This window comes from Brachybacterium tyrofermentans (assembly GCF_039526165.1).
Taxonomy (GTDB): domain Bacteria; phylum Actinomycetota; class Actinomycetes; order Actinomycetales; family Dermabacteraceae; genus Brachybacterium; species Brachybacterium tyrofermentans.
Genome location: NZ_BAAAIR010000038.1, coordinates 242,136 through 267,915 on the forward strand (window position 1 = coordinate 242,136; position 25,780 = coordinate 267,915).

Genomic DNA, 25,780 nt, shown 5'->3' on the forward strand with positions numbered 1-25,780 from the left:
CCTCTCGAGAGGATCACGCACGTGCCCGCCTCGCCCCCCTCAGGTTCCGCACCGCCCGCCCCCGATCGTGTCGGGCTGCCCGCAGCTCATACCGAGCTGCTCGTCGGCGCAGCTCGCGACCTCCCCGAACGATCCCGATCGGTGCTCGTCCGCGGCGGCCATCGGGCGCTGGGCCGTGTAGTGCGCGATGCCGTGCTGCTCTCGCCGACGGGGCATCCCGACCATGGCGTGCCCGCCGCGCCGCTGGTCGACCCCATGGCGCCCCTGGTCGACGCCGCCGCCTCGGCGCTGGACAGGCTCCGCGAGCTGCAGAACCCCTCCGGCACCTTCCGGGGCGGCGACAACGTCGACTCCCCACCGGATTCGGCGTTCACGGTGAACGATCTGGCGTGGGCGAGGGTCGAGATCGCTCGTCGGTCGGTCGACTCCAGCACGACGGCGCACCCGCTCTCCGCACTGCAGGAGCCGCTGGATCTGGTGCTGGGCGCCGTGACCCCGGCGCTGCTCCACGGAGGGGTCCACACCCCGAACCATCGCTGGGAGATCGCCTCGGCGCTGGCTCGGCTCTGGGAGGCGCAGGCCGACGGGGCGGCGCTCGAGCGCGCCGAGCAGTGGCTCGCAGAGGGCGTGGATCTGCAGACGGACGGCCTGTTCTCCGAGCGCAGCGCGAACTACGCGGCGCACGTCTCGGTTCCGGCCCTGCTGGCGCTGGGCAGGATCCTGGAGCGTCCAGATCTCACGCGGGCCGCGGATCGGGCCACGCGGGTCCAGGCCGAGCTCACCGATGCGCGCGGACTCATCGAGACCCTGGCCTCCCGCCGGCAGGACCAGTTCGCCCCGTTCGACGGGGGAGCCATGCACCCCTGGTTCCGAGCGCATGCCGCCCGCACCGGTGACCCACTCACCGCTCGCGCCGCCGTGCGCACGGCCTCGCGCGCCGGGGCCGACGACGTGCTGACCCTGCTCGCCCTGGCTGCGGACGACCCCTCGGTGCTCGCTCCGCTTCCGCCAGCCGCACCGGCACCCACCCCGGAATCCCCCGAGGTGGTGGAGCTGGGCGACTCGGCGCTGGCGCGGGTGGATCACGGGGTGTCCTCGACGGTGCTGTTCGGGGGCACCGATACCGCTGCGCTCGGACGGGTCACCTCCGGGAGCTCCTCGCAGTCCACCGTCGCGCGCTTCCTCGGCACGACGCTGGGGATCCGCGAGCTGCGCCTCTCCCGGGACTTCTTCTCCCTGGGCCCGCTGCGACCCGGCCCACCTCGACGCCTGGCGGACGATGCGGAGAAGCGGCACCGCTATTCCCTGCAGGAGCGGATCGCCGCCGAGTACTTCCACCCGCTCCGGGCGCCGGACCTCGATCCCGCGGGGGACTATGCCCTCGAGTTCAACGGACGTTTCGCCGCCGCCATGGACTTCTCTCACCGCCCGGCCGACCTCGTCAGCCTGAGCACCTCGATGACCGCCTCGCTCGGCCCCGGGAGCCTCGATCTGCACTGGGAGTTCGAGGGCCCCCGGACTCCGATCTGCTTGCTGCTCGCCCTGGACGGCGGAGACGTCGTCACGGACGGGGACGACGCATCGCTGTGCCGCGACGAGCGGGGCAGGCACGTCCTGGACCCTCGGGCCGGAGGAGCTGCGGCGACGTCCCTCGAGGACGGCCGCGCCCAGGCCGCCTGCCAGCTGGTCAGCGCCGGGGAGCGCCTCGACATCAGCGCACAGGGAGCACTCGGCGGGCGGGCGTTCTACGACCCCGGGGAGGCCTACTCGTTCCTCGGCGCCAGCGATGAGCCGAGCGGGAAGGTGCTCCTGATCCCGGCATCGACAGGGGCACCGCTCAGCCTGCGGCTGCGCATCAGCACCGACTCCCGACCCTGACGCCGACCTCGGCCCCTGGCCCTGGCCCTGGCCCTGGCCTTGGTCCAACCCGCCTCGACCTCACCCCATTCACCGGATGCACGGCGGCCTCACAGCAGTCCAAAACTTTCTTAAAAGCTTTCCGTGCGCGTCACGGCAAAGATCCGAGAAGTTCCCTGACCACGGACTGCATACCGCGGGCACCACGCGCTTTGGGAGAGCGCTTGACGGAAACAGCCGGAGTCTCTACCCTCAATCCACCTGAATCGAGTTTCCGCTTTTTCGGAAACTTTCCTTTCCTTTTCAGGGGACGCCGGGCTGTGGCAGCGACGCCACCATCGGCCGTCGCAGTCCATGGCCGGTACCACCGTGCGGGCCGTGCTCCGGGGAGCGGCACTGGGCCCTCCTCGCTGATCGACATCTTCGAGCCACACCGGGAGTCCCTCATGACCCGTCCGACCCCAGGCCCTCTCACCAGCCGCCGCCGCTTCGTCGGCCTCAGCGCCGCGGCGTTCAGCACCATCGCGCTCGCCTCGTGCGGCAGCAGCTCCCCCGAGGACGCCGCCGACCCCTCGACCCTGAACGTCGGAGCGATGGACTCCTTCGAGGCGGACCAGCAGTTCACCGCCACCGAGCCGATCACCCTCTCGATCCTGTGGACCGACTGGCCCGAGAACCCCGTGAAGGACACCTGGCAGGTGTTCGAGCACATCAAGGAGCTCACCAACGTCGAGCTGGAGCTCACGCACGTCCCCTTCAGCGACAACGTGGAGAAGCGAAGCCTGCTCCTCAGCGCGGGGGACGCCCCCAGCGTGATCCCGCTGATCTACCGCGGCGATGAGACCCAGTTCGTCTCCTCCGGCGCGATCCTGCCGATGAGCGACTACATCGAGCACATGCCCAACTTCCGCAAGTACGTCGAGGAGTGGGCGCTCAGCGAGATGCTGGACAACATCCGCCAGGCCGACGGGAAGTACTACATGCTCCCCGGCCTGCAGGAGGTCTGGGTTCCCTCGTTCTCCCTCATCATCCGCAAGGATGTCTGGGAGGAGATCGGCATCGGCGTCCCCACCACCTGGGACGAGGTGCATGAGGGCCTCGCGGCGATCAAGGAGAAGTACCCCGATTCGCTGCCCCTGGCCGACGGCTTCGAGGGCCAGTCGCTCATCAACTACGGCGGCTACGCCTTCAACACCCGTGCCGGCTGGGGCTTCGGCGACGGCATGATGGGCGGCCACGACGGCCCGATGACGTACGCGGCCACCTCCGACGAGTACAAGGCGATGATCGAGTACTACCGCAGCCTGGTCGAGGAGGGGCTGCTGGACCCCGAGTCCCTGACCGCTGCGAACGACGGCAGCGGCGCCGCGGGCATCGACGCGAAGTTCGCCCAGGAGACCTGCTTCGCCGCCTCGGGCTCCTCGGGCACGGTCTTCGAGTTCGCCCAGGCCATGGACGAGACCCTCGGGGAGGGGAACTACGAGCTGCAGCTCATCCCGCCGCCCGCCGGCCCCGGCGGGAACATCATGGGCCCGAAGAACTTCTGGCACGGGTTCATGCTGAACTCCGAGATCGCCTCGTCGGAGAACTTCCTGGCGATCCTGCAGTTCATGGACTGGCTGTACTTCAACCCCGACGCCCGCGAGATGACCCGATGGGGCATCGAGGGCGAGACCTACGCGACGGCGGAGGACGGCACGATCATCCTGAACGAGGGGTACTCCCTGGACAGCTTCGAGCTGAACACCGGCGCCGGGACCGACATCCTCAAGGATCTCGGCTTCTCGACCTACCTGGCCGAGGCCACCGAGTCCCGATCGCTGAAGCAGTCCTACAACTCCGAGGACTTCACCGCCTATATCGACGGGGTGCTCGAGAGTCTGGAATCGATGCCGCCCTGGGCCCCCGCCCCGCTGGAGGAGGGCGAGCTGGAGCAGGCGTCGCTGATGGCGACCCCGATCAAGGACGCCGTGGACACCGCCACCTTGCAGTTCATCATGGGGGAACGGGACATGAGCGAGTGGGAGGCGTTCGGCCAGGAGCTCGAGGCCGCCGGCCTGCCCGCCTACGTGGACCTGATCAACACCGCACGCGATCGGTTCGTCGAGAAGAAGGGCTGAGTCCTCCGCTCGCGCCCTTCCGGCCCGTGCACCGCGAGCGCCTCGCTCGCGGTGCACGGCCGGTGGTCAGGAACCCTGCGGGGAGACAGGCGCCGTCGACTCCCGCTGCACCAGGTGCGTCTCGAGCTTGAACGGGTGGGCGAACAGCCCCGGGTCCGAGGAGAGCGCGAGCAGCCGCTCCACGGCCACCTGCCCCATCGAGAACAGCGGCTGACGCACGGCGGTGAGCTGGGGATGCGTCCAGCTGGCGATCATCGTGTCGTCGAAGCTGACCACGCTGAGCTCCTCGGGGACGCTCACGCCCAGCTGCCGGGCCGCCCGCAGGGCGCCCACGCCGAGGGTGTCCGCGACGGCGAAGATCGCGGTGGGAGGCTCGGGCAGCCGCAGCAGCTTCTCGGCATTGCGCTGGCCGTCCTCGTAGCCGAAGGATCCGTGCTGGATGAGCGCGGGGTCCACCGGGATCCCGGCCTGCGCGAGGGCGCTGTGATAGCCCTGCACCCGCTGCCGGGCGGGGACGGAGCCCTCGGGCCCGCCGATGATGCCGATCCGTCGGTGACCGAGGTCCAGGAGGTGCTGGACGGCGAGCGACCCGCCCTCCCAGTTGGTCGCCGAGATGGTGACGACGCCCTTGGTGTCCGGGCCGATCGTCACGGGGTCCACGGCGATGAGCGGCAGCTTGAGGTCCTTGCTCCAGCGGGCATGCTGGGTCCCGATCGGGGAGGTGACGGCGATGAGACCCTCGATGCCGCGCGCTGCGATGTCCGCCATCTGCGCGCGCGTGGGCCCGGCATAGCCCTCGCCGCGCTCGTCGACGCTGATGACCAGCAGGTCCACGTCGGCCCGACGGGCGGCGCGCTCCGCACCCTCGAGCACCTGCAGCGCGTACGGGCTCGTGAGCGTGTCGAAGTGGATCATCACCGAGCGACGACGGTCGGTATCGCGTCGCTTCGGCTGATAGCCGAGCTCTCGGGCCACCTCGGCGACCTCCTGGCGCGTCGAGTCGCGCACGTCCGCGCGACCGTTCATCACCTTCGAGGCGGTCGCCAGCGAGACCCCCGCCTTCTCGGCGACGTCCTTCAGGGTGACCCGGCCCTGCCGGGCAGCATCCTCTGGCATGTCCACACCCTCACCTCTCGACACAGCACCGTCCTCAGCACCGACTCCCCGGAGGATAGTCGGGCCCGACCCCGCGGCCGCGGAGCACTCAGGGTCCAGCCTAAACAACCTTTGATGTTTCGCTGACACTTTCGGACTATTTTAGTCCTCGAGACGCGCTGGCTCGACCTCGGAGACCGAACGGTCGAAGGCGGCGAGCGCCCGCCAGGGCCCGTTCCCGGGTGACCCGACGAACGACGGGGCGGGCGCCGGGCCCGCAGGCTGGACGACCGCCCCGTCGGCGGAGCAGATCAGCCCTTCACGGAGCCGAGCATGATCCCGGAGACGAAGTACCGCTGCACGAACGGGTACACGCACAGGATCGGGATGAGGATCAGGATCATCGTCACCGACTGGATGTTGGCGTTGATGTCGCTGACGCTCGCCCCGGAGGCCGCGGCCCCTTCGGAGGCCGCCGTGGAGGCGCCGGCGATCAAGTTCCTCAGGAACAGGGTCACCGGGAACAGATCCGTCTTGTCCAGGTACAGGAACGCGGCGAACCAGTCGTTCCAGTACTGCACCGAGTAGAACAGCACCATCGTCGCGATGACCGCCTTGGACAGCGGCAGCACGATGCGGAAGAAGATCCCGAACCAGGTGAGGCCGTCGATGTGCGCCGCCTCTTCGAGCTCCGTGGGGAGATTCTCGAAGAAGGCCTTCATGACCAGCAGGTTGAAGACGGACAGCGCCGGCGGGAGGATCACCGCCCACATCGTGTTCTTCATCCCCAGGGAGGAGATGAGGACGTAGTTCGGGACGATGCCGCCGTTGAAGAACATCGTGAACACGGCGATGCCGATGAGCAGCCCGCGCCCCCTGAGGTGCTTCTTGGACAGCACGAAGGCGTAGGTCGTGGTCAGGACCATCGCGATGGTCGTGCCGATCACGGTGTAGACCACGGTGTTGCCGTAGCTGCGCCAGAACGCGCCGTTGTCGGCGACCGCCTTGTACGTCTCGATGTTGAAGTCCACCGGGAAGATGCTCACCTTGCCGGCATTGATCGCCCCGGCCGAGCTGAACGACTGCGCCAGCAGCATCACGAACGGATAGAGCATCACCGCGCACATGAGCACCAGGACCGTCATGTTGACGACGGTGAAGACCTTGTACGAGGTGGAGTCCTTGATACGGGACGTCCGGGCCTTGACGGGCGCCGCACGGGGCGCGTCCGGGGCCATTGCTTCGATCACCACAGGCTCGTCCCCACCAATCGCTTCGAGATGAAGTTCGCGGACATGACCATGGCGAAGCCGATGATGGCCTGGAACAGGCCGATGGCCGCGGCATAGCTGAGATTGTTCGACACCAGGCCGACGCGGTACAGATACGTCGAGATGACGTCGCCGGTCGAGTAGGTCATGGGGTTGTAGAGCAGCAGGACCTTCTCGAACCCGACGTTGAGGAAGTTGCCGATGTTGAGGATCAGCAGCGTGACCATCGTCGGCCGGATCCCCGGGATCGTGACGTGCCAGGTCTGCTGCCAGCGGTTCGCCCCGTCGATGCGCGACGCCTCGTAGAGGCCGTCGTCCACGGCGGTGAGCGCGGCGAGGTACAGGATCGTGCCCCAGCCGACGGTCTGCCAGGCCTCGGAGGCCACGTAGATGAACCGGAACCACTCGGGCTTCTGGAGGAACGACACCGCGTCCCCGCCGAAGGCCTCCGTGATCTGGTTGACCGTGCCCTGCAGGGACAGCAGCTGGTAGACCATGCCCACCACGATCACGACCGAGAGGAAGTGCGGGAGGTAGCTGATCGACTGCACGATCTTCTTGAAGTGCGTGCGCCGCACCTCGTTGAGCATGAGCGCCAGGATGATCGGCAGCGGGAAGCAGACCACGAGGGTCATGCCGCCGATGATCACCGTGTTCGTGAAGACGTTCCAGAAGGCGGGGTCGTGGATGAACATATCCACGTAGAGCATTCCCACCCACTCGTCACCGAAGATGTTCCCGCCCGGTCGGAACCGGCGGAAGGCGATGACGTTGCCGAGCATCGGCAGGTAGCGGAAGATCGCCAGGAAGATGAGCGGCGCGATCGCGAAGGTGTACAGCGGCCAGTCGCGCCGCAGCGACCGCTTCCACCGTCCCGGCCTGCGCTTCGGGGTCGGGGGCCGCGACGCAGGCTCCTGCGCCGCGACGTCCCGTGTCTGTGCCAGGGTCATGTGACCACCCGTTCCGTCTGCTGACCGAGCCCGCTCAGCCGTTGGCCTCGACGAAACGGTCCTTGGCGGTGTTCAGCAGCTCGAGGTACCGGTCCACGCCTGCCGCCTCCAGCTCGCCGACGAAGGCATCCCACTCCCCCATGTCGCGCTCGCCCATGATGAACTGCAGCGTCGCGGTGTCCACGGCGTCCTTGATCGGGGTCGCCAGGAGCGAGGCCTGCTCGAGCTCGGTCTCATCCATCGGAGTGGGCGGGAACGGGTCGCGCGGGGTGCGGGTGCTCAGCACGTCGTCGATGTACTGGACGAACTCGGGCGTGCTGTAGGACTCCTTGAGCGCCCGGGACTCGGTGGCCTCGGCCGGGAAGGTCGAGAAGCCGAGGTCGATCTTGATATCGGTCTCGGCGCCGGCGTTCATCGCGTAGTCGTCCAACGAGTACCCGTCGTCGAGCTCGATCGTGCCGTCGTCCGCCTTCGTGTAGGTCACGTCCTTCTCGCCCCAGCGCAGCATGTCGCGCGCCTCGGGGTTGAAGTAGAGCCAGTCCACGAACTGCAGCGTGGCCAGGAAGTTCTCCGACTTCGTGATCTCCGAGCTGAGCATGAAGCCGTGCCAGAAGTTGCGGGGCTCGACCATGTCCCCGGCGGGACCGCCGGGCGGCGGGATGAGCGTGATGGAGTAGTTCCCCTCGCCGACTGTCGCGTCGAGCGCGGTGGCGAACTCGATCGCCGTGCCGGAGGAGCCCGAGGCGGCGAAGCACAGCTCCTTGGCGAACTTCTCGTCGACGCCCGCGGCGCCGCTGCCGTCGTTGGAGGCGGTGAGGGACTCCTTGTCCAGCAGGCCGTCCTCGACCAGGCCGCGGAAGTAGTCCACGAGCTGCTTGTACTCGTCGGTGGTCGCCGCGTAGACGAGCTTGCCGTCTGCGCCCTCGACCGCCCCGTCGCCGAAGCCCCAGCCCGCCTTGGTCCCGAAGCCGTGCGCGGCATAGTTGAGCATGGACTGGGCCTCGAAGCCGTCCGCCAGCGGTACGGAGTCGGGGTACTTCTCCTTGATCAGCTTGAGCCCCTCGTGGACCTCCTCCCAGGTGTTGGGCACCGCGCCGGCGACCTCCTCGAAGATGTCCTTGCGGATCACCAGGCTGAACGCCGGGACGGAGACCTCCTGCAGGCCGGGCACCATGTAGTACTTGCCGTCGGCCTGCTTGAGGTTGTTGATCATCTCGGAGAGCTCCCACTCCTCGATGTACTTCTGGAAGTTCGGCATCTTGTCCGCGTAGTCGCTCAGCGGCACCACGGCGCCGGAGGAGACGAACGGGGCATCCTCACCGGTGTAGACCAGCGGGATCAGGGTCGGCGCGTCACCGGCGCTGATGAGCAGGCTGCGCTTCTCGGTCGCGTCGCTGAAGGGGATGTGCGTCAGCGTGATCTCGACGTTGGTGAGCTCCTTGATGAGCTCGAAGATCCGCCAGGAGTCCTCGACCGGCACCTCGGGCCAGTCGGTCCACAGCATGCTGACCTCGAAGGGTTCGGTGGCCGTGAACTGCGCGTCCGCGGCGTAGTCGTCCATCGCTCCCACGTTCTGGGACTCGACGTCGACCTCCTCTCCGGAGTCGGAGCCGCAGGAGGCCAGGGCGAGCGTCCCGAAGGCCGCTGCGGAGAGCCCCACGAAACTGCGGCGGGTCTGCGAAAGATGGAAGGGGTGCGACGTCGTCATAGCCGTCTCCTCGTCGAGATCATGGCCGCACCGCAGGGAGCGGCCGGCTGAACAGGTGGAGCAGGGACTGCAGGCACTGCTGGTTCCGATGGAGTGATGCTGCGCCCGTCCTGGGCGGCATCCGGATCGGACCTCGGGGGAGCAGGGCGTCGATGATCGACCGCACCCTGTTCCGAAGAGCTGACTGCCGCGCGTCGTAGTGCGGCAGGAAAGCGTACCTAGACTTTCGCTGAAGTTTCGGTGCGCAACTTAACTTAACTCTCACTGTGATGCTGGTCAAGGGCTTCGCTATCACGTGAGAATCTCCGCCGCCCGCGCCTCGACAATGCGTTCACCTGCAGGTTCTCATCACAATCCCTGAGAGCGCTCTCCCGGAACGCCTGAACTGGAGGTAACAGTTGCGTATCATCGCAGAACAATCAATCGAAAGTTTCTGTTTTGGAGGCGATACTGGAGCGATACCGAGGAGTGCTGCCGGGCGCGCCGCACCGCGCCTCGCACCCCGGCGGCCCGCACTGCAGCCCGCCCTGAAGGAGGCCCGATGACGTCCGTCCGACAGAACCGCAGCGTGCTCACCGGTGTCACCGAGTGGGTCTACTGGCTCGTCACGATCGACGTGCTCCTGGTGGTCGCCTGCTCCCCCACGATCCTCGCCTGGACGCTGCTGACGGCGGAGCCGAGCAGCGTCCTGCTGCTGGTCGTCGCCACCCTGCCGGTGGTGCCGGCGGTCTCCGCGGCGCTCTATGCCTGGCGCCGGCGGTCCGAGGATCCTGACCTGGTCCCCGCCTCGCGCTTCCTGCGCGGCTACCGGCTGAACCTCCTGGACAGCCTCAAGGTGGGGGTGCCGGCGGTGCTCGTGCTCGGGATTCTCTCGGCGAACGTGACCTTCGGGGCCCAGCTCGGCACGGCGAGCTTCAACGCCGCCTTCCTGGCGCTCGGGGCGCTGGTCCTGCTGGTCCTGGTACGTGCGCTGACGATCGTGTCGAACTTCAGCTTCCGCCTCGTCGACGTGCTCCGGCTCTCGGTGTTCACCCTGCTCACGAAGCCGCTCTCGACGCTCGCCCTGCTCTCCCTCGGGGTGCTCACGCTCGGGCTCGTGCAGTTCATCGGCAGCTTCATGCTCCTGCTGGCCGGCTCGTTGCTCACGGTGGCCCTGTGGCACTCGGAGAAGCCGGTCGCCCGGCTCCTCCGAGAGCGCTTCGTCAGTCCCGACGAGGAGCCGGTGCCGGCACCTGCTGGCTGAGGAGCCCCCCGCGCGGCACGGTGACCTCGCGCACCTGCCCGTCGGTCTCGACTGTGTAGTCGCCGGCGAATCCCTGCAGGTGGACCACGCCGTTCTCGTCGGCCCGGTGCTCGCCGCGAGGGACCCACCACTGCTCACGGATGAGCTCCCGCAATGCGTGATAGCCCGGCTTCGGGGTCCCGTCGGCCCGCACGAGACCCGCGGGGGCGCCGAGCCAGGCGGAGGCGTCGTCCAGCCCCCAATAGGTGAGCGATTCCGTGGCCGGGTGCGCGAGCACGGTGCGGTAGTGGCGCACGAGCTCGTCGGCCTGGCGCTCCTCGCCCGCGGGCGTCGAGGGCCAGGAGTCGACCACATAGTCGTTGAGATCGCCGATGTGGGCGGGCATGAGGTCGCCGGAGACCAGCGTCGTCTCGGTCATCTGCAGGGGCGGGCCGAAGCGGGAGAAGCGCTCGAGCACCTCGGTGATCTGCTCCTCGCCCCGATACCCCTGATGCATGTGGGTCTGCAGACCGATCGCGTCGATCTGCACGCCCGCCTCGAGGCATTCCTCGATGACCTCTTCGTAGGCGGGGGTGAGGTCGAAGTCGTTGAGCACGAGGCGCGCTGTGGGGTCCGCGGCGCGGGCGGTCTCGAACGCGAGGCGGATGACGTGCATCCGGCCGCGGGCCCGCGCCAGGCGCGTGACCGCGTTCTCCTCGGCCTCGAAGACGGGCAGGATGACGGTCTCGTTGATCGCGTCCCACTGGTCGACGAGCCCGGCGAACCCGCTTGCCTCACGGGTGATCCGCGCGCGGATCGCGTCCTCGACACCCTGGTCGTCCTTCTCCTGCAGCCAGGTCGGGGCGAGGGTGTGCCACAGCAGCGGATGGCCCTTGATCCGCACACCGCGGTGGCGGAGGTGCGTGGCCAGGGCCCGCAGGCGGTCCGCGTCGGTGGCCCCGGGAGTCTGCTCGTACCAGCGCCAGTAGAAGGGCAGCGTCGCGGTGTCGAACAGGTCCAGCCACAGCCGCTCGAGCTCGGCGGCGGGCTGGTCGCCGGGCTGCGCGAGCGCGAAGGCGGTGCAGCCGAAGCCGAAGGCGTGCCGGGCCTGCTCCACCGTGACCGACGCTCCCGGTCGCGGAGCGCCGTCGGCGTCCACGACCTGCAGCTGGATCGGTTCCAGACGGTCCCCGGGAGACGACGCGGCCGACGGGGCTGACAGAGTCGACGCGGCCTGCGGGGCCGACGGAGCCTGCGCCGGGGCCCTCCGTGCGGGTCCGGACGGGGTGGTCATCAGAGCCCCTCGGAGACACTCGCGGTTGCGGTCCCGGCGGGGGCCCCTGCAGTGACCGACGCGGACGGCGAGGCCGTCTGCCCGCCACGCACCGGGGCGATGCTCACCGGGGTGTCGAGCACCCGCTCTCCGTCGCCGACCACGCGCACCGCGCCGGTGATCCGGAAGGATCCCTCGTGCCGCATGTCCTCGCTCGAGGAGCCCACCCGCACGCGGAACTCACCGGGCTCGACGATCCGCTGGTAGTCCTCACCGAGGAACGAGGTGCGGTCGGCGTGGAGGCTGAAGGTGACGCGGGCGCTCTCCCCGGCGGCGAGGGCGATCTTGGTGAAGCCGACGAGGCGCTTGAGCGGGCGCACCACGGAGGCGACCGGGTCGCTGAGGTAGAGCTGGGCGACTTCCTTGCCGTCGCGATCGCCCACGTTGGTGACGGTGGCCGCGATCTCCACGGTGCCGTCGGCCGCGATCTCTGCGGACGAGAGGTCCAGGTCGGAGTACTCGAAGCGGGTGTAGCCGATGCCGAAGCCGAAGGGGAACAGCGGCTGGGGGTCGATGTTCGAGATGCCGTCGCTGACCCAGGCGAGCACGGGGGCGAGGTAGGTGCCGGGCTGGCCGCCCATGCCGCCGGGGATCCCGATCGGCAGGCGACCGGAGGGGTTCACCCGGCCGGAGAGCACACCGGCGAGCGCGCTGCCGCCCTCTTCGCCGGGCATGAACGCCTGCACGATGGCGGCGCAGCGGTCGACGTAGGCGCCGAGCGCGTAGGGCCGGCCGGTGACCAGCACCAGCACGACGGGGGTGCCGGTGGCGAGCACGGCCTCGACGAGCTCATGCTGGGCGCCGGGCAGCTGCAGGTCGGCGACGTCGCAGCCCTCCCCGGAGGTGCCCGCACCGAACAGGCCTGCGATGTCACCGACGGCGAGCACGGCGACGTCTGCCGCCTCGGCGGCGGTGACGGCCTCGGCGATGCCGTCGGTCGACGTGCCGGTGAAGTCGGTCCCGGCGACCGTCGTGACGGTGGAATTCGGGAACTCGGCGGTCAGGCTCTCGGCGAGCGAGGGCACGGCGACCGAGGTGCCGTTGTCCTCCAGGCGCGAGAACACGTGGTTGGTGAAGCTGTAGCAGCCCAGGAAGCTGCGCGGCTCGACGGCGCTGGGGCCGATGAGCGCGATGCGGCCCGGTGCCGCGAGCGGCAGCACGGCGGACTCGTTGCGCAGCAGGACGATGGACTCCTCGGCCACGCGCCGGGCGAGATCGCGGTTCTCCGCGGGGTCCAGGTCGATGGCCTCGCCGGTGGTGGCGGGGTCGAACTCGGGGTCCAGCAGGCCCAGCTCGACCTTCTGGCGCAGCACACGGCGCACGGCGGTGTCGAGCACCTCGACCTCGAGCTCGCCGGCCTCGATGGCGTCCAGCAGCTCGGGGAAGGTGTTGGTCTCGGGCAGCTCGACGTCCATCCCGGCGCGGAGGGTGGTCACGGCGGCGTCGCGGGTGGTCTCCACGACGCGGTGCATGGACTGGAGGAAGTTCACGGCCCAGTAGTCGGAGACCACGGTGCCCTCGAAGCCCCAGGTGTCCCGCAGCAGCTCGGTCATCATCCAGCGGCTGGCCGCCGGGGCGATGCCGTCGATGTCGGCGTAGGAATTCATCACGGAGCCGACCTTGCCCAGGCGCACGGCCATCTCGAAGGGCACCAGGTCGATCTCGTGCAGCTCGCGCAGGCCGATGGAGACGGGCGCATGGTTGCGGCCCGCGCGGGAGGCGGAGTGGCCGGCGAAGTGCTTCAGGGTCGCGATGACCCCGGAGTTCTGCAGACCCTTCACGTACTCGGTGGCCAGGATGCCGGTGAGATACGGGTCCTCGCCCATCGTCTCCTCGATGCGGCCCCAGCGGTAGTCGCGCACGATGTCCAGCACAGGGGACAGGCCGTGATGGGTGCCGATCGCGCGCATGTCCGACCCGATGCGCGCGGCCATCTCGCCGATCAGCTCGGGGGCGAAGGAGGCTCCCCAGGCGATCGCGGCGGGGTAGGTGGTGGCCTCATGGGCCATGACGCCGGTCAGGCATTCCTCGTGCGCGATCGCCGGGATGCCGTGCGGGGAGCCCGCGGTGACGGCGGTCTGCAGGCGGCGCAGGTTCTCGACGCCCTCCTGCGAGGTCAGCGGTGCGCTGCCGTAGGCGCGGGTGATGTGCCCGAGCCCGTTCTGCACGGCGTCCTCGAAGGGGTCGCGGCCTTCGTCGAAGGTGGACTGCATGGGTGCGAAGCCCTCGGCGTCCCCGATTTCGGGCCGCTTCCAATAGCTGCCGAGCTGGGCGATCTTCTCCTCGGGGCTGAGATCGGCCAGCAGCGACTCCACGCGCTGCTCGACGCTCACGCTGGGGTCTCTCCACGGGGCAACGGTCATGAGGTGCTCCTTCGCACGGCCGACGGGGTGGCGGCGCTCCCGCGCACCTCGAGTTTTAGGCAGTTTTTGAAAGCTTTCTGTCCACTTTCGGTTCGCCTCAGGCTAGAGCAGGCACCTGGGTGGGGTCAATGCCCGGTCACCGGGCGTTGTGGCGGCCGCACGACGAAGCACCTCACCTGAAAGTTTCAGGTGAGGTGCTCTGCGTCGTGTCGTCGTTTCGTCGTGTCGTCGTTTCGTCGTGTCGTCGTGTCGTCGTGTCGTCGACTCGTCGTGTCGGCGGGGCCGGTCCGGGCTCAGCCCTTGGCGGCCCAGTCCGCGGTGCGCTCCTTGAGCTCGCGGTAGGTGCCGAGCACCTCGGGGGTGGGCTCCGCCTCGACGCTGCGGCTGCCGGTGAGCTCCCAGGCCGGCGGTTCCTGCTCGCCGGAGAGGGCCCAGGCGGCCTGGCGGGCGGCCCCGAGGGCCACGTACTCCGCGGTCGGAGCGATGGTCACCGCACGCCCGAAGATCGCCGGGGCGATCTGCTGCACCGCCTGGCTGCGGGCGGCGCCGCCGATCAGGGTGATCCCGGCGGCGGCGGTGCCGGTGATGTCCTCGAGCGCTGAGATGCCGTCGGCCAGGGAGCACAGCAGACCCTCGACGTAGGCGCGGGCGATGTCCTCCCGGGTGGTGGAGGTGCTCATGCCGGTGAGGGTCGCGCGCGCCTCGGGACGGTTCGGGGTGCGCTCGCCGTCGAAGTAGGGCAGCAGCGTCACGCCGTGCGCGCCAGGTGCGCTGGCCAGGGCGAGCTCGGCCATCTCCTCATGGCTCACGCCGAGCAGGGCGCGACCGGCCTCGAGGATGCGGGCGGCGTTGATCGTGGTGGCCATCGGCAGGAAGCGGCCGGTGGCGTCCGCGAAGCCGGTGACCGAGCCGGTGGCGTCGTTCGGGCGGGTGGGGCTGACCATCGCGCACACGCCGGAGGTGCCGATCGAGACGGAGACGTCGCCCTCGCTCTGCGAGAGGCCCAGCGCCGCCCCCATGTTGTCGCCGGTGCCGGCGGCGATCGCGGCGCCCGTGGGCGTGCGGGCCATGATCTCCTGCGGCGATCCGGGCAGGCGGGGCAGCTCGAGGGAGCGGCCCAGGGCCAGCTCGACCAGCTCGGGCTTCCACTCCTCCGTACGGGTGGAGTAGTACGCGGTGCCGGAGGCGTCGCCGCGGTCGGTGAAGGCCTCTCCCCCACCGGCGAGATGACGGGAGACGTAGTCATGGGGCAACAGCACGCTCGCAGCGCGCTGCGCATTCTCGCTCTCGTTCTCGCGCACCCAGCGCAGCTTCGAGGCGGTGAAGGAGGCGACCATCAGGCTGCCGATCTCCTCGACCGACGCCTCGGCGCCGCCCATCTCCTCGATCAGGGCCTCGGCCTGCGGCGCGGAACGGGTGTCGTTCCACAGCAGCGCGTCACGCACCACCTCGCCCTGAGCGTCGAGCAGCACCATGCCGTGCTGCTGACCGCCCACGGACACGGCGTCGGCCCGCTCGAGCAGCGGCCCGGCGGCCTCGTCGACCGCCGCGAGCCAGGCACGCGGGTCCACCTCGGTGCCGTCGGGATGCGCGGCGCGGCGCTCCTCGAGCACCGCCCCCGTCTCCGCGTCGACGAGCAGGGCCTTCGTGGCCTGGGTGGAGGAGTCGATTCCGAGAACCGTGGGTGCCATCAGGAGGTCCTTTGCGTGGTGTGCGTCGGGAGTGCGTCGTGTGCGTCGGGAGCGGGTGGGCCGTGCGTGCGGGTCGCGTCATGGATGCCGGGTGGGCCGCCAGTGCGGGTGGCGTCATGAGTGCCGAATGGTCGTGTGCGTCGTGGTCATGCGAGAGGCCACGACGCTGGGCCGCCCGACGGCGGACGACATGCTCGAGAGGCGCGCTGCGGCTGCCCCACCAGGTTATGGCACCCGCCGCGCGCCACTCGAGCAACGGCAGGATCGGCAGGGACTGCAGGAACTGCAGGAACTGCAGGAACTACGGGAACAGCAGGGACTGCAGGAACTGCAGGAACTGCAGGCGCCGGGCGCCGGGCGCCGGGCGCCGGGCGAACAGGCTACCCGCGCATCGACTGGCGGCAGACGTACAGGCAGGCCCCCATACGGGAAGCGTGCACACCTAGCGCCACCGGATGCGACGGCCGAGCCGCGCCGGCCGTGCCCGGGCCCACCCGGGAGAACGGGCCACCCTCACCTCGACTGGCGGTATGCGTGCAGGCAGGCCCGTATACGGGGAGCCTGCACACATACCGCCACCGGATACGACGACCACGCCACGCGGGCTGCGCAGAGCTGGGGCCGCACGGGCCCGAGCGGAACAGCGGAGCGGGGCGGGGCCGGGCCGGCCGGGCGGACGCGCCCGACCGGCCCCGCCCCCACCGGATCAGGCGCGGAAGCCGAGCAGGTGCTGCATGGCCAGCTGCTGCAGGCGCACGAAGCCGAAGTTGCGCTCGCCGGCCTTATCCGCGTCGAACTCCTCGAAGGTGGAGCGATCCGCGAGCAGGTCCGCGAGGGACTCGCCCTCGGCGAGGGTCGGCTGCGCGAGCTCGTCGATGCCGGAGTACGACAGCGCCTCCTGGACCTCGGAGTCCTGACGGAACGCGAGGGCGCGCTCCTTGAGCATCAGGTACATCTCCATGTTGGCCGCGGCGGAGTCGTACTGACCCGTCTCGTGCTCGGTGCGCGAGGGCTTGAAGTCGAAGTGACGGGCACCCACGTAGGCGCCGGGCTTGGACGGGAAGCCGTTCTCGAGCAGGTCGACGGTGAAGAAGGCGCTGATCAGGTCGCCGTGGCCGAACACGAGGTCCTGGTCGTACATCGGGCCGTGCTGGCCGTTGAGGTCGATGTGGAAGAGCTTCTCGCTCCACAGCGCCTGGGCGAGGCCGTGGGTGTAGTTCAGGGTCGCCATCTGCTCGTGGCCGGTCTCGGGGTTGATGCCCACGATGTCGCCGTGCTCGAGCTGCTCGATGAAGGCCAGCGCGTGGCCCACGGTGGGCAGGAAGATGTTGCCGCGGGGCTCGTTCGGCTTCGGCTCGAGGCCGATGCGCATGTCGTAGCCCTTGTCCTTGATGTAGCCGGCCACGGTGTCCAGGCCTTCGCGGTAGCGCTCGAGCGCGGCGAAGAGGTCCTTCGACCCGTCGTACTCCGCGCCCTCACGGCCGCCCCACATGACGAAGGTGGTCGCGCCGAGCTCGGCGGCGAGGTCCACGTTGGCCAGGACCTTGCGCAGGCCGAAGCGGCGCACGTCGCGGTCGTTGGAGGTGAACGCGCCGTCCTTGAACACGGGGTGGGCGAAGGTGTCGGTGGTGACCATCTCGATGACCAGGCCGGTCTCGTCGGTGACGGACTTCAGCTGGTCGATGATCTTCTGGCGCTCCGCGGGGGTCGCGTCGAAGGGCACCACGTCGTTGTCGTGGAAGGTGAAGCCCCAGGCGCCGAGCTCGGAGAGCTTGCGGATGTGCGCGCTCAGCTCGAGCGGCGGGCGGGTGGCGGAGCCGAACTGGTCCTGAGCCTGCCAGCCCGTGGTCCACAGGCCGAAGGAGAACTTGTCGTCGCGGGTGGGGGTGGGTGCAGTCATGGTCGAACTCCTCTGTACGGACAGCAGTCTGTGATCCCTCGCGGTACGAGATGACGCACTACGATGCCCTGAACCGATCCAGCAGTTCTGCGGAACGGGCATCCTCGAGCCGCTTAGTATGTTTGAGTTACTAACATACGACGATTCGCCGCCCGATCACAAGGCGGCACCGCGGATTCGTCCGACGGAAGGGCCTTCTCCATGCAATCGACGCACCTGCGCGAGCACAACCTCTCGCTCGTCATGCGCGCCGTCGTGAACGCGGCCGATCCCGTCTCCCGAGCCACCCTCGCCCGCTCCACGCAGCTCACCAAGCCCACCGTCTCCAAGCTCGTGGAGGAGCTGATCACGGCCGGTCTCGTGGAGGAGCATGCCCCGGTCTCCCAGGGCAGCGGCCGACCGATGGTGCCCCTGCAGCCCGCCCAGCACACGGTGCTCGGCATCGGGCTCGAGATCGCCGCCGAGCACATCTCCTGCCTCGGCATCGATCTGGCCGGCGGCGAGCTCAGCTCCCGCACCGAGTACCTTGAGGTCACGGCCGACAACGTCCCCGAGGCCGTCCAGGCCTGCGCGCGACTGCTCGACCAGGTCCGCGCCGAAGCGGGCGAGGCGACGCTGGTCGGGGTCTGCGTCGCCGTGCCCGGGCGCATCTCGCCCGACGGGGAGAGCGTGCTCTCCGCCCCCAACCTGGACTGGGACGACGTCCCCCTCATGCGTGAGCTCCAGGCCATGCCCGCCCTCGAGGGCGTGCCGGTCCTGGTGCAGAACGACATCCGGCTGTCGGTCCTCACCGAGATCGCCCGTCGGCCCGACGAATCGTTCATGTACGTGCGCGGAAGCACCGGCGTGGGCGGGGCGATCGTGCTGGAGGGCAAGGTGCTCGAGGGCGTCCACGGCTGGGCCGGGGAGTTCGGGCACACCGTGGTCGAGCCGGGCGGCGCGCTCTGCCGCTGCGGCCGTCGCGGCTGCCTCGAGGCGTACGTCTCGTACCACGCGCTGCGAGAGCGCGCCGGGCTGCGCCGGGACGTGCTCATCGACGAGCTGGTCGAGGAGCTCTCCCGCAGCACCGACCGAGCAGAGGTGATCGGCACGATCGGCCGCTCCCTGGGCCTCGCGGTCGCGAACGCCCTGAACATCCTGGATCTGTCCACGGTGGTGCTCTCGGGCTACCTGGGCCCGATCGCCGAGGAGATCGCCCCGTTCATCCGCGAGACCGTGGACCTCCACGCCCTGGCCGCCGAGGTCGACGAGATCGTCATCGAACGCTCGGACGACCTCGCGGCACCCGCCCTGTGGGGTGCGGCGCGGGCAGCGGTCTCCCCGCTCCTGGATCACCCCGGCGACTGGATCGCCCGGTCGGCGAGCCTGTCCGACTGACCGGGCCACCCGAGGCCCGTCGGCCCACGGGTCGCCGACACGCATATCGATTGCGCATCCTGTCTTGACCCGACGCACCCCGGTTTGTAAGTTAACGACACTTACCCGGGTGAGTTCCGTCACACCCACTGGCCGCTGCACCCCGTCACCGTCGACATCAGGAGTAGGTCATGAAGAACATCCAGCTTTCTCGCCGGTCCGCCTTGGGCGCCGCCGCCGGGCTCTCCGCGCTCAGCCTCGCCGCCTGCGGGACCTCCGGCCCCGGAGGCTCCGGAAGCGGGGGCGCCGACTCCGCCGGCTACTGGGCTCTCAGCGGTGAGCCGAACGAGACCATCACCGAGGACACCGTCACCGCGTTCAACGAGCTCGGCAAGGGCTCGATCGAGCTGACGTTCTTCCAGAACGACGCGTACAAGCAGAAGATCCGCACCGCCATCGGTGCCGGCGAGGCGCCCGCCGTCATCACCGGCTGGGGCGGCGGCGGCCTGCGCACCTATGCCGAGGAGGAGCAGGTCGACGATCTCACCGACTGGCTCGGCGAGAACACCGACGTCAAGGACAGGTTCATCGAGTCGGTCTGGGCCGCGGCCACCGTCGACGAGCAGGTCTACGCGATGCCCACGGGCGCGGCGCAGCCGATCATCCTGTTCCAGAACAAGACAGTGCTCGAGAAGATCGGCGCCGAGGCCCCCGAGAGCTGGGAGGATCTCCTGGGCGCCATCGAGAAGGCGCACTCCGCGGGCGTCGCCCCCATCTCGCTGGCCGGCCAGTCGCGGTGGACCTCGATGATGTGGCTCGAGTACCTCCTGGACCGCGTGGGCGGCCCGGACGTGTTCGCGAGGATCGCCGCCGGGGAGCCGGATTCCTGGCTCGACGACGCCGTGGTCGAGATGGGCAAGAAGGTCGAGGAGCTCCTGGAGGCGAAGGCCTTCGTGGAGGGCTTCGAGTCCATGGCCGCCGACTCCAACACCGACCAGGCGCTCATGTGGTCCGACAAGGCCGCGCTGATGCTCCACGGCGGCTGGACCTACGGCGGCATGAAGTCCGGGGGCGGCTCGTTCGTCCAGGACGGCCGTCTCGGCTACGGGCCCTTCCCCACCATCGAGGGCGGCAAGGGCGAGCTCACGAACCTCGTGGGCAACCCCGCCGGCTACGTCTCGCTGTCCTCCACGGCGACCGACGAGCAGAAGACGGTCGCGAAGGCCTTCTTCGCCGAGGGGCTCATGACCGACGCCGTCTCGGAGGCGCTCATCGAGTCCGGCTCGGTCCCCGTCGTGAAGGGTCAGGACGAGGCCCTCGCCGCGAGCGACGACGCCGACTACCTGCAGTGGGTCTACACCTCGATGCAGGACGCCCCCTCCTTCACCCAGTCCTGGGACCAGGCGCTGCAGCCCACCGCGGCCGAGGAGCTCCTGGTCAACACCGAGCAGCTGTTCCTCGGGAAGCTCTCTCCCGAGCAGTTCGCCGAGAACATGAACGCCACCCTGGAGGCCTGAGCATGGTGTTCTCCGCCGATCCGACGGCGGTCACGTCGATGCCCGGGCGCCGCCGCGCGCCCGGGCAGGGCGCTGCCGAGAGCCCTTCGACGGCCCGGCGAACGCGGCGGGAGCGACTGATGACCTCCCACGTGCTCTTCGCCCTCCCCGCCCTGCTGTTCTTCCTGGTCTTCGCGGTGCTGCCGCTGCTCGGCGTGGTGGTGCTGTCCTTCACGTCATGGAACGGCATCGGCGCGATCGAGTTCACGGGGCTCGTCAGCTGGAAGGATGCGCTGTCCCGCGAGACCACCTGGCACGGTCTGCTGCTGGTGCTCTTCATGATCGCGGCCACCTGGCTGCTGCAGACTCCGCTGAGCATCCTGCTGGGCACCTTCCTCGCCGGCCAGCAGAAGTACCGCAACGTCCTCGCGGTGATGTACTTCCTCCCGATGCTGCTCTCCTCCGCGGCCATCGCGATCACCTTCAAGTCGCTGCTGGACCCGAACTTCGGCATCCCCAGCGGGCTGAACCTGGGCTTCCTCAAGCAGAACTGGCTCGGGGACTCCACGCTCGTGTGGATCGTGCTGCTGGCGATCATCGCGTGGCAGTTCATCCCCTTCCACACGCTGATCTACCAGGGAGCCGTGCGGCAGATCCCGCAGACGATGTACGAGGCGGCGCAGATCGACGGCGCCGGGCGGGTGCGGCAGTTCTTCTCGATCACCCTGCCCCAGCTCAAGTACACGCTGATCACCAGCTCGACGCTGATGGTGGTGGGCGCCCTGACCTACTTCGACATCATCTTCGTGCTCACCCAGGGCGGGCCCGGCAAATCCACCCGGATCCTGCCGCTGGACATGTACCTCACCGGGTTCCGCGGCAACGAGATGGGAGTCGCGAGCAGCCTGGCCGTGATCCTCGTGGTCATCGGGCTGGGCCTGGCGCTCGCCGTGCAGCGGCTCGGCGGCAAGGATGCCTCCGCCAGCCAGATGGAAGGAGCCTGAGATGAGAAGGAACTGGATCGGTGGCACCTTCGGCTGGCTGTGGCTGATCATCGCCATCCTGCCGCTCTACTTCGTCGCGATCACGAGCCTGAAGTCGATCAACACCTACTTCGGCTCGAACCCGGTGATGCCCTCCCCGAAGCTCGCGGTCGAGAACTTCACCGCGGTGCTCGAAGCCGACTTCACGATGTACCTGCTCAACAGCGTGCTCGTGGCGCTCGGGACGGTGATCCCCCTGGTCGGGATGGCCTTCATGGCGTCGTTCTCGATCGTGCGCAGCGGGCACCGCTTCTTCGGTCCCGTGCGCAGCCTGTTCCTGCTGGGCCTGGCGATCCCGGTGCAGGCCACGATCGTCCCGATCTACCTGCTGATCATCCGGATGCACATGTACGACTCCCTCGTCGCGCTCATGCTGCCGGGCATCGCCTTCGGCCTGCCGCTGAGCGTCCTGATCATCTCCAACGCGCTGCGGGATGTGCCGCGCGAGCTGTTCGAGGCGATGGACATCGACGGCTGCACCGAGTGGCAGAAGATGTGGCGCCTCGCGCTGCCGATCTGCCAGCCGGCGATCGTCACGGTGGCCGTCTACCAGGCGCTCATGTCATGGAACGGCTTCCTGTTCCCCCTGATCCTCACCCAGAGTCCGGACAAGCGCACGCTGCCCCTGGCGCTGTGGAGCTTCCAGGGCGAGTACGCCACGAACGTCCCGGTGGTCATGGCCGCCGTGATCCTCTCGTCCATCCCGATCATCCTGCTCTACGCCTTCGGTCGTCGATACCTGGTCAGCGGCATGACGGCCGGCTCCAGCAAGTGAGCTGAGCGCCCTGCGGGGCCGCGGCCCGGACACCAGGCAGTCCGGAACGTCGACGGCACTCCGTGCGGCCGGGTGCCGCGCGGCCCGGGACCTCCGGCCCCGGCAGACTCTCGCCGCTCCGCCACGCGAGCCGCCCTTGACCCACCGCCGTTCCCTTTATAAGTTAAAGACCCTTACCAGGGCCGGTCGGTCTCTTCCCGAGGCACCTCCGCGTCACCGTCGACATCGAGCGCAGCGCTCCGCGAGGACCCTGCCCGTCGGTCGCCGTGGGAGTCCGGCACCTCCCTCCCCGGGAGGACCCGGCCCCGCCCCACCATCCGCTCTTCGAGGAGTCGTGACACCAGCAGTGACCGCCCCATCCACTTCCCTCCGACCGCTGCACGTCGGCATGGTCGGCTACGGCTTCATGGGCGCCGCCCATTCCCATGCCTGGCGCACCGCCCATCGTTTCTTCGACCTCCCGCTGACTCCCGTGCTGCGCACCCTCTCCGGGCGCACCGAGAGCGCCCTGGTCGCCGCCGCTGAGCGCTACGGCTTCGAGCAGACCACCACCCGGTGGCAGGACCTCGTCGAGGACCCCGAGATCGACGTCATCGACATCTGCACCCCCGGCGACACCCACTTCGAGATCGCCATGGCCGCCCTCGCCGCCGGCAAGCACGTGCTGTGCGAGAAGCCGCTCGCGAACTCGGTCGAGGAATCGGCGAAGATGGCCGCCGCCGCGACCGAGGCGAGCCGCCGCGGGATCCGCAGCATCTGCGGCTTCTCCTATCGCCGCACCCCGGCGCTGGCGTATGCGCGCCAGCTCGTCGCCGAGGGCGCCGTGGGCGAGATCCGCCAGGTGCGGGCCCAGTACCTGCAGGACTGGCTCTCCGACGCCGACGCCCCGATGACCTGGCGCCTGGACAAGGACAAGGCCGGCTCGGGCGCGCTCGGCGATATCGGCGCCCACATCATCGACCTCGCCCAGTGGATCTCCGGGCAGGACATCGCGACGGTCTCCGGCATCCTCGAGACTGTCGTCCCCACCCGTCCCGCGGCCGGGGACATGCAGGGCCTCGGCGGCAAGGGCGACCTCTCCGGCGAGCGCCAGCAGGTGACCGTCGACGACGTCGCCCTGTTCACCGCTCGCTTCGACAGCGGTGTGCTCGGCTCCTTCGAGGCGACCCGCATGGCGCAGGGCCGCAAGAACGCCATGCGCGTGGAGATCAACGGCTCGACGGGGTCGATCGCCTTCGACTTCGAGCGGATGAACGAGCTGGAGATCTACGACGCGACGGCCGACGCGGGCCGACAGGGCTTCACCCGCGTGCTGACCACCGAGCCGGAGCATCCCTACGCCGCGGCCTGGTGGCCCACCGGCCACGGGCTGGGCTACGAGCACACCTTCACCCACGAGATCGCCGATCTCGTGCGAGCGATCGGCGAGGGCACCGACCCCTCCCCCTCCTTCGAGGAGGCGCTGCAGGTGCAGCGCGTCCTCGCCGCCGTCGAGGCCAGTTCGGCCGACGGCTCGCGCTGGCTGGGCGTCGATCCGTCGGCCCCCGAGACCACTGCACAGACCTCACAGACCTCACAGACCTCACAGACCACCCCGTCGCAGGAGCGCACCCGATGACAGATCCTCAGACCACCGCCTCGACCAGCACCTTCGTCGTGGCACCGCCGAGCGACCGCACGGCCCTCGTGGTCCGCGGCGGATGGGACGGGCACCAGCCGGTCGAGGCGACCGACCTGTTCATCCCGTTCCTCGAGGAGAGCGGCTTCTCGGTGCGGATCGAGGACTCCCCCGCGATCTACGCCGACGCCGAGTACATGGCCACGGTGGACCTCATCCTCCAGTGCAACACCATGAACACCATCGAGAAGGAGGAGTTCGAGGGGCTGCGCGCAGCCGTCGAGGCGGGCACGGGCCTGGCCGGCTGGCACGGGGGCATCGCCGACAGCTACCGCAACAACTCCGACTACCTGACCCTGATCGGCGGCCAGTTCGGCTGCCACCCGGGCAAGCATCCCGATGAGCGCGCGGGCGAGCAGGCCGACAACTACGTGCCCTACACGGTGAACATGCTGCCGGCGGCCGCCGAGCACCCCATCACCCAGGGCATCAGCGACTTCGACCTGGTCACCGAGCAGTACTGGGTGCTCAGCGACGACTACATCGACGTGCTCGCGACCACCACGCAGAAGGTGCGCGAGTGGGATCCGTGGAACCGGCCCATCACGTCCCCGGCGCTCTGGACGCGCCAGTGGGGCGAGGGCCGGATCTTCGTCTCCACCCCCGGCCACCGGGTCGAGGTGCTCGAGGACCCGAACGTCCGCACCGTGATCGAGCGGGGCCTGCTGTGGGCCGCGCGCGGCAGCGAGCAGCCCTACGGCGAGCACCGCACGGGCGGACACGCCGCGACCGCGCAGGGCGGCGAGCGCTCGGACGATGCACACGGGGCCACCCGATGAGCGCGGCGGCAGCGCCCATGCGGATCGGCATCATCGGCTGCGGCGTCATCTCGCGGCAGTACCTGGCGAGCTTCGACGAGCTGCCGGACGTGCAGCTCGTGGCGGTCGCGGACCTCGATCCCGCCCGCGCCGAGGCCGCCGCCGAAGGGCGGGAGGGCGTGCGCGTGCTGAGCGTCGACGAGCTCCTCGCAGACCCGGAGGTGGACACGGTCCTGAACCTCACCATCCCCGCGGCGCACGCCGACGTGGACCTGCGGGCGATCGCCGGCGGGAAGAACGTCTACTCGGAGAAGCCGTTCGCGGTGACCACCGAGGAGGGCGCGGGAGTGCTCGCCGCGGCGCAGAAGGCCGGAGTGCTCACCGGGAGCGCGCCGGACACAGTGCTCGGCACCGGCACCCAGACCGCCCGGGTCGCGATCGACGTCGGCGAGATCGGCACCCCGATCGCGGCCGTGGCCACCATGGTCACGCCGGGCCATGAGCGCTGGCATCCGCAGCCGGACTTCTACTACGTGCCCGGCGGCGGCCCGCTGCTGGACATGGGCCCGTACTACATCCACTCCCTGGTCACCCTGCTGGGCCCGATCGCGGAGGTGATCGGGGCGGGCAGCCGCCTGCGCACCGAGCGCACCATCGGCTCCGGCCCCCGCGAGGGCGAGATCATCCCGGTCACCACGGAAACTCATGTCACCGGTGTGCTGGTCCATGAGAGCGGGGCGCTCACCACGCTCATCATGAGCTTCGACGGTGTCGCCACCTCGGCCCATCCGATCGAGGTCCACGGCACCACCGGGACGCTCGCCGTGCCGGATCCCAACCGCTTCGACGGCGACGTCGAGGTCAAGCGGCTGGGCGGCGAGGACTGGGAGACCCTGCCCGTAGCTGGCGGCTACCAGGGCGTCGCACGCGGCATCGGCCTGCAGGACATGGCCGTGCGCGGCGAGGCGCTGCGGGCCAGCGGCGAGCTCGGCCAGCACGTGCTCGAGGTGATGAACGCGGTGCTCGAATCCGCTCGCAACGGCACCCGCGTCGAGGTGGCCAGCACCGTGGCCCGCCCCGAGGCGGTCGAGCTGCAGGACGTCCGCGTCACCGCCTGAGCACCTGGTCCATCAGCGGCACGGCCTGTGTGCCAGGCCGTGCCGC

Annotated in this window: 18 protein-coding genes; 10 read left to right on the forward strand and 8 right to left on the reverse strand. The window is 69.4% G+C overall.

The window, feature by feature from the left end; translation table 11 throughout:
- Positions 1 to 21 precede the first annotated feature (21 nt).
- Positions 22 to 1,878, forward strand: a complete 1,857-nt coding sequence (locus tag ABD093_RS10690) for a hypothetical protein (protein ID WP_343924376.1) — start codon at positions 22 to 24, stop codon at positions 1,876 to 1,878.
- A 425-nt stretch (positions 1,879 to 2,303) separates the two neighbouring features.
- Entirely contained in the window at positions 2,304 to 3,977 is a 1,674-nt protein-coding gene (locus tag ABD093_RS10695; RefSeq protein ID WP_343924378.1) for an ABC transporter substrate-binding protein, read from the forward strand.
- Positions 3,978 to 4,043: 66 nt separating this feature from the next.
- On the opposite strand, the gene ABD093_RS10700 is transcribed toward ABD093_RS10695, so the two are convergent.
- The 4 genes from ABD093_RS10700 to ABD093_RS10715 form a co-directional block, all read right to left on the reverse strand.
- Positions 4,044 to 5,093 (reverse strand): LacI family DNA-binding transcriptional regulator, encoded by a 1,050-nt coding sequence (locus ABD093_RS10700; RefSeq protein WP_193118698.1) that lies wholly within the window; start codon positions 5,091 to 5,093, stop codon positions 4,044 to 4,046.
- A gap of 290 nt (positions 5,094 to 5,383) precedes the next feature.
- Positions 5,384 to 6,310: a carbohydrate ABC transporter permease gene (locus tag ABD093_RS10705; RefSeq protein WP_343924458.1), complete on the reverse strand. Its 927-nt coding sequence runs from the start codon at positions 6,308 to 6,310 to the stop codon at positions 5,384 to 5,386.
- Positions 6,311 to 6,318: 8 nt separating this feature from the next.
- Complete coding sequence (locus ABD093_RS10710) at positions 6,319 to 7,293, reverse strand: ABC transporter permease (RefSeq protein ID WP_193118697.1); 975 nt, start codon at positions 7,291 to 7,293, stop codon at positions 6,319 to 6,321.
- Positions 7,294 to 7,327: 34 nt separating this feature from the next.
- A complete protein-coding gene (locus tag ABD093_RS10715) occupies positions 7,328 to 9,001 on the reverse strand; it encodes an ABC transporter substrate-binding protein (RefSeq protein ID WP_193118696.1) in 1,674 nt (557 codons plus the stop codon).
- 541 nt (positions 9,002 to 9,542) lie between these two features.
- Here ABD093_RS10715 and ABD093_RS10720 point away from each other — a divergent pair.
- Positions 9,543 to 10,244 (forward strand): DUF624 domain-containing protein, encoded by a 702-nt coding sequence (locus tag ABD093_RS10720; protein ID WP_343924381.1) that lies wholly within the window; start codon positions 9,543 to 9,545, stop codon positions 10,242 to 10,244.
- Here ABD093_RS10720 and ABD093_RS10725 read toward each other — a convergent pair.
- The 4 genes from ABD093_RS10725 to xylA all read right to left on the reverse strand — a co-directional run bounded on the left by ABD093_RS10725 (position 10,204) and on the right by xylA (position 17,510).
- On the reverse strand, positions 10,204 to 11,517 hold the full coding sequence (locus tag ABD093_RS10725) for an endo-1,4-beta-xylanase (RefSeq protein ID WP_193118694.1): 1,314 nt from the start codon (positions 11,515 to 11,517) through the stop codon (positions 10,204 to 10,206). The two genes, ABD093_RS10720 and ABD093_RS10725, sit on opposite strands and share 41 nt — an antisense overlap.
- Positions 11,517 to 13,919, reverse strand: coding sequence for a glycoside hydrolase family 3 protein (locus tag ABD093_RS10730; RefSeq protein WP_343924383.1), 2,403 nt, complete (start codon positions 13,917 to 13,919; stop codon positions 11,517 to 11,519). The genes ABD093_RS10725 and ABD093_RS10730 overlap by 1 nt, the downstream gene beginning before the upstream one ends.
- A 293-nt stretch (positions 13,920 to 14,212) precedes the next feature.
- The gene (gene xylB / locus ABD093_RS10735) at positions 14,213 to 15,610 is read right to left on the reverse strand and encodes a xylulokinase (RefSeq protein ID WP_343924385.1); all 1,398 of its coding nucleotides are present in this window, start codon (positions 15,608 to 15,610) and stop codon (positions 14,213 to 14,215) included.
- Positions 15,611 to 16,316: 706 nt separating this feature from the next.
- Positions 16,317 to 17,510, reverse strand: coding sequence for a xylose isomerase (xylA, locus tag ABD093_RS10740; RefSeq protein ID WP_193118691.1), 1,194 nt, complete (start codon positions 17,508 to 17,510; stop codon positions 16,317 to 16,319).
- 201 nt (positions 17,511 to 17,711) lie between these two features.
- Between xylA and ABD093_RS10745 the strand changes: the two genes are divergently transcribed.
- The 7 genes from ABD093_RS10745 to ABD093_RS10775 all read left to right on the forward strand — a co-directional run bounded on the left by ABD093_RS10745 (position 17,712) and on the right by ABD093_RS10775 (position 25,734).
- Positions 17,712 to 18,887: an ROK family transcriptional regulator gene (locus ABD093_RS10745; RefSeq protein ID WP_343924387.1), complete on the forward strand. Its 1,176-nt coding sequence runs from the start codon at positions 17,712 to 17,714 to the stop codon at positions 18,885 to 18,887.
- Between the two features lie 170 nt (positions 18,888 to 19,057).
- A complete protein-coding gene (locus ABD093_RS10750; protein WP_343924389.1) occupies positions 19,058 to 20,383 on the forward strand; it encodes an extracellular solute-binding protein in 1,326 nt (441 codons plus the stop codon).
- A gap of 119 nt (positions 20,384 to 20,502) precedes the next feature.
- The gene (locus tag ABD093_RS10755; protein WP_343924391.1) at positions 20,503 to 21,366 is read left to right on the forward strand and encodes a carbohydrate ABC transporter permease; all 864 of its coding nucleotides are present in this window, start codon (positions 20,503 to 20,505) and stop codon (positions 21,364 to 21,366) included.
- Between the two features lies 1 nt (position 21,367).
- Positions 21,368 to 22,180 (forward strand): carbohydrate ABC transporter permease, encoded by an 813-nt coding sequence (locus ABD093_RS10760; protein ID WP_343924393.1) that lies wholly within the window; start codon positions 21,368 to 21,370, stop codon positions 22,178 to 22,180.
- Between the two features lie 388 nt (positions 22,181 to 22,568).
- On the forward strand, positions 22,569 to 23,798 hold the full coding sequence (locus ABD093_RS10765) for a Gfo/Idh/MocA family protein (protein WP_343924460.1): 1,230 nt from the start codon (positions 22,569 to 22,571) through the stop codon (positions 23,796 to 23,798).
- Complete coding sequence (locus ABD093_RS10770; protein WP_343924395.1) at positions 23,795 to 24,637, forward strand: ThuA domain-containing protein; 843 nt, start codon at positions 23,795 to 23,797, stop codon at positions 24,635 to 24,637. The genes ABD093_RS10765 and ABD093_RS10770 overlap by 4 nt, the downstream gene beginning before the upstream one ends.
- Before the next feature lie 17 nt (positions 24,638 to 24,654).
- Positions 24,655 to 25,734, forward strand: a complete 1,080-nt coding sequence (locus ABD093_RS10775; RefSeq protein WP_343924462.1) for a Gfo/Idh/MocA family protein — start codon at positions 24,655 to 24,657, stop codon at positions 25,732 to 25,734.
- The last annotated feature ends 46 nt before the right edge of the window (positions 25,735 to 25,780 follow it).

What these genes read in the sequence shown, in the direction of transcription:
- ABD093_RS10695 (WP_343924378.1), top strand. Translation starts at nt 2,304, where the DNA reads ATGACCCGTCCGACCCCAGGCCCTCTCACCAGCCGCCGCCGCTTCGTC.
- ABD093_RS10700 (WP_193118698.1), bottom strand. Translation starts at nt 5,093, where the DNA reads ATGCCAGAGGATGCTGCCCGGCAGGGCCGGGTCACCCTGAAGGACGTC.
- ABD093_RS10705 (WP_343924458.1), bottom strand. Translation starts at nt 6,310, where the DNA reads ATGGCCCCGGACGCGCCCCGTGCGGCGCCCGTCAAGGCCCGGACGTCC.
- ABD093_RS10710 (WP_193118697.1), bottom strand. Translation starts at nt 7,293, where the DNA reads ATGACCCTGGCACAGACACGGGACGTCGCGGCGCAGGAGCCTGCGTCG.
- ABD093_RS10715 (WP_193118696.1), bottom strand. Translation starts at nt 9,001, where the DNA reads ATGACGACGTCGCACCCCTTCCATCTTTCGCAGACCCGCCGCAGTTTC.
- ABD093_RS10720 (WP_343924381.1), top strand. Translation starts at nt 9,543, where the DNA reads ATGACGTCCGTCCGACAGAACCGCAGCGTGCTCACCGGTGTCACCGAG.
- ABD093_RS10725 (WP_193118694.1), bottom strand. Translation starts at nt 11,517, where the DNA reads ATGACCACCCCGTCCGGACCCGCACGGAGGGCCCCGGCGCAGGCTCCG.
- ABD093_RS10730 (WP_343924383.1), bottom strand. Translation starts at nt 13,919, where the DNA reads ATGACCGTTGCCCCGTGGAGAGACCCCAGCGTGAGCGTCGAGCAGCGC.
- xylB (WP_343924385.1), bottom strand. Translation starts at nt 15,610, where the DNA reads ATGGCACCCACGGTTCTCGGAATCGACTCCTCCACCCAGGCCACGAAG.
- xylA (WP_193118691.1), bottom strand. Translation starts at nt 17,510, where the DNA reads ATGACTGCACCCACCCCCACCCGCGACGACAAGTTCTCCTTCGGCCTG.
- ABD093_RS10745 (WP_343924387.1), top strand. Translation starts at nt 17,712, where the DNA reads ATGCAATCGACGCACCTGCGCGAGCACAACCTCTCGCTCGTCATGCGC.
- ABD093_RS10750 (WP_343924389.1), top strand. Translation starts at nt 19,058, where the DNA reads ATGAAGAACATCCAGCTTTCTCGCCGGTCCGCCTTGGGCGCCGCCGCC.
- ABD093_RS10755 (WP_343924391.1), top strand. Translation starts at nt 20,503, where the DNA reads ATGACCTCCCACGTGCTCTTCGCCCTCCCCGCCCTGCTGTTCTTCCTG.
- ABD093_RS10760 (WP_343924393.1), top strand. Translation starts at nt 21,368, where the DNA reads ATGAGAAGGAACTGGATCGGTGGCACCTTCGGCTGGCTGTGGCTGATC.
- ABD093_RS10765 (WP_343924460.1), top strand. Translation starts at nt 22,569, where the DNA reads ATGGTCGGCTACGGCTTCATGGGCGCCGCCCATTCCCATGCCTGGCGC.
- ABD093_RS10770 (WP_343924395.1), top strand. Translation starts at nt 23,795, where the DNA reads ATGACAGATCCTCAGACCACCGCCTCGACCAGCACCTTCGTCGTGGCA.
- ABD093_RS10775 (WP_343924462.1), top strand. Translation starts at nt 24,655, where the DNA reads ATGCGGATCGGCATCATCGGCTGCGGCGTCATCTCGCGGCAGTACCTG.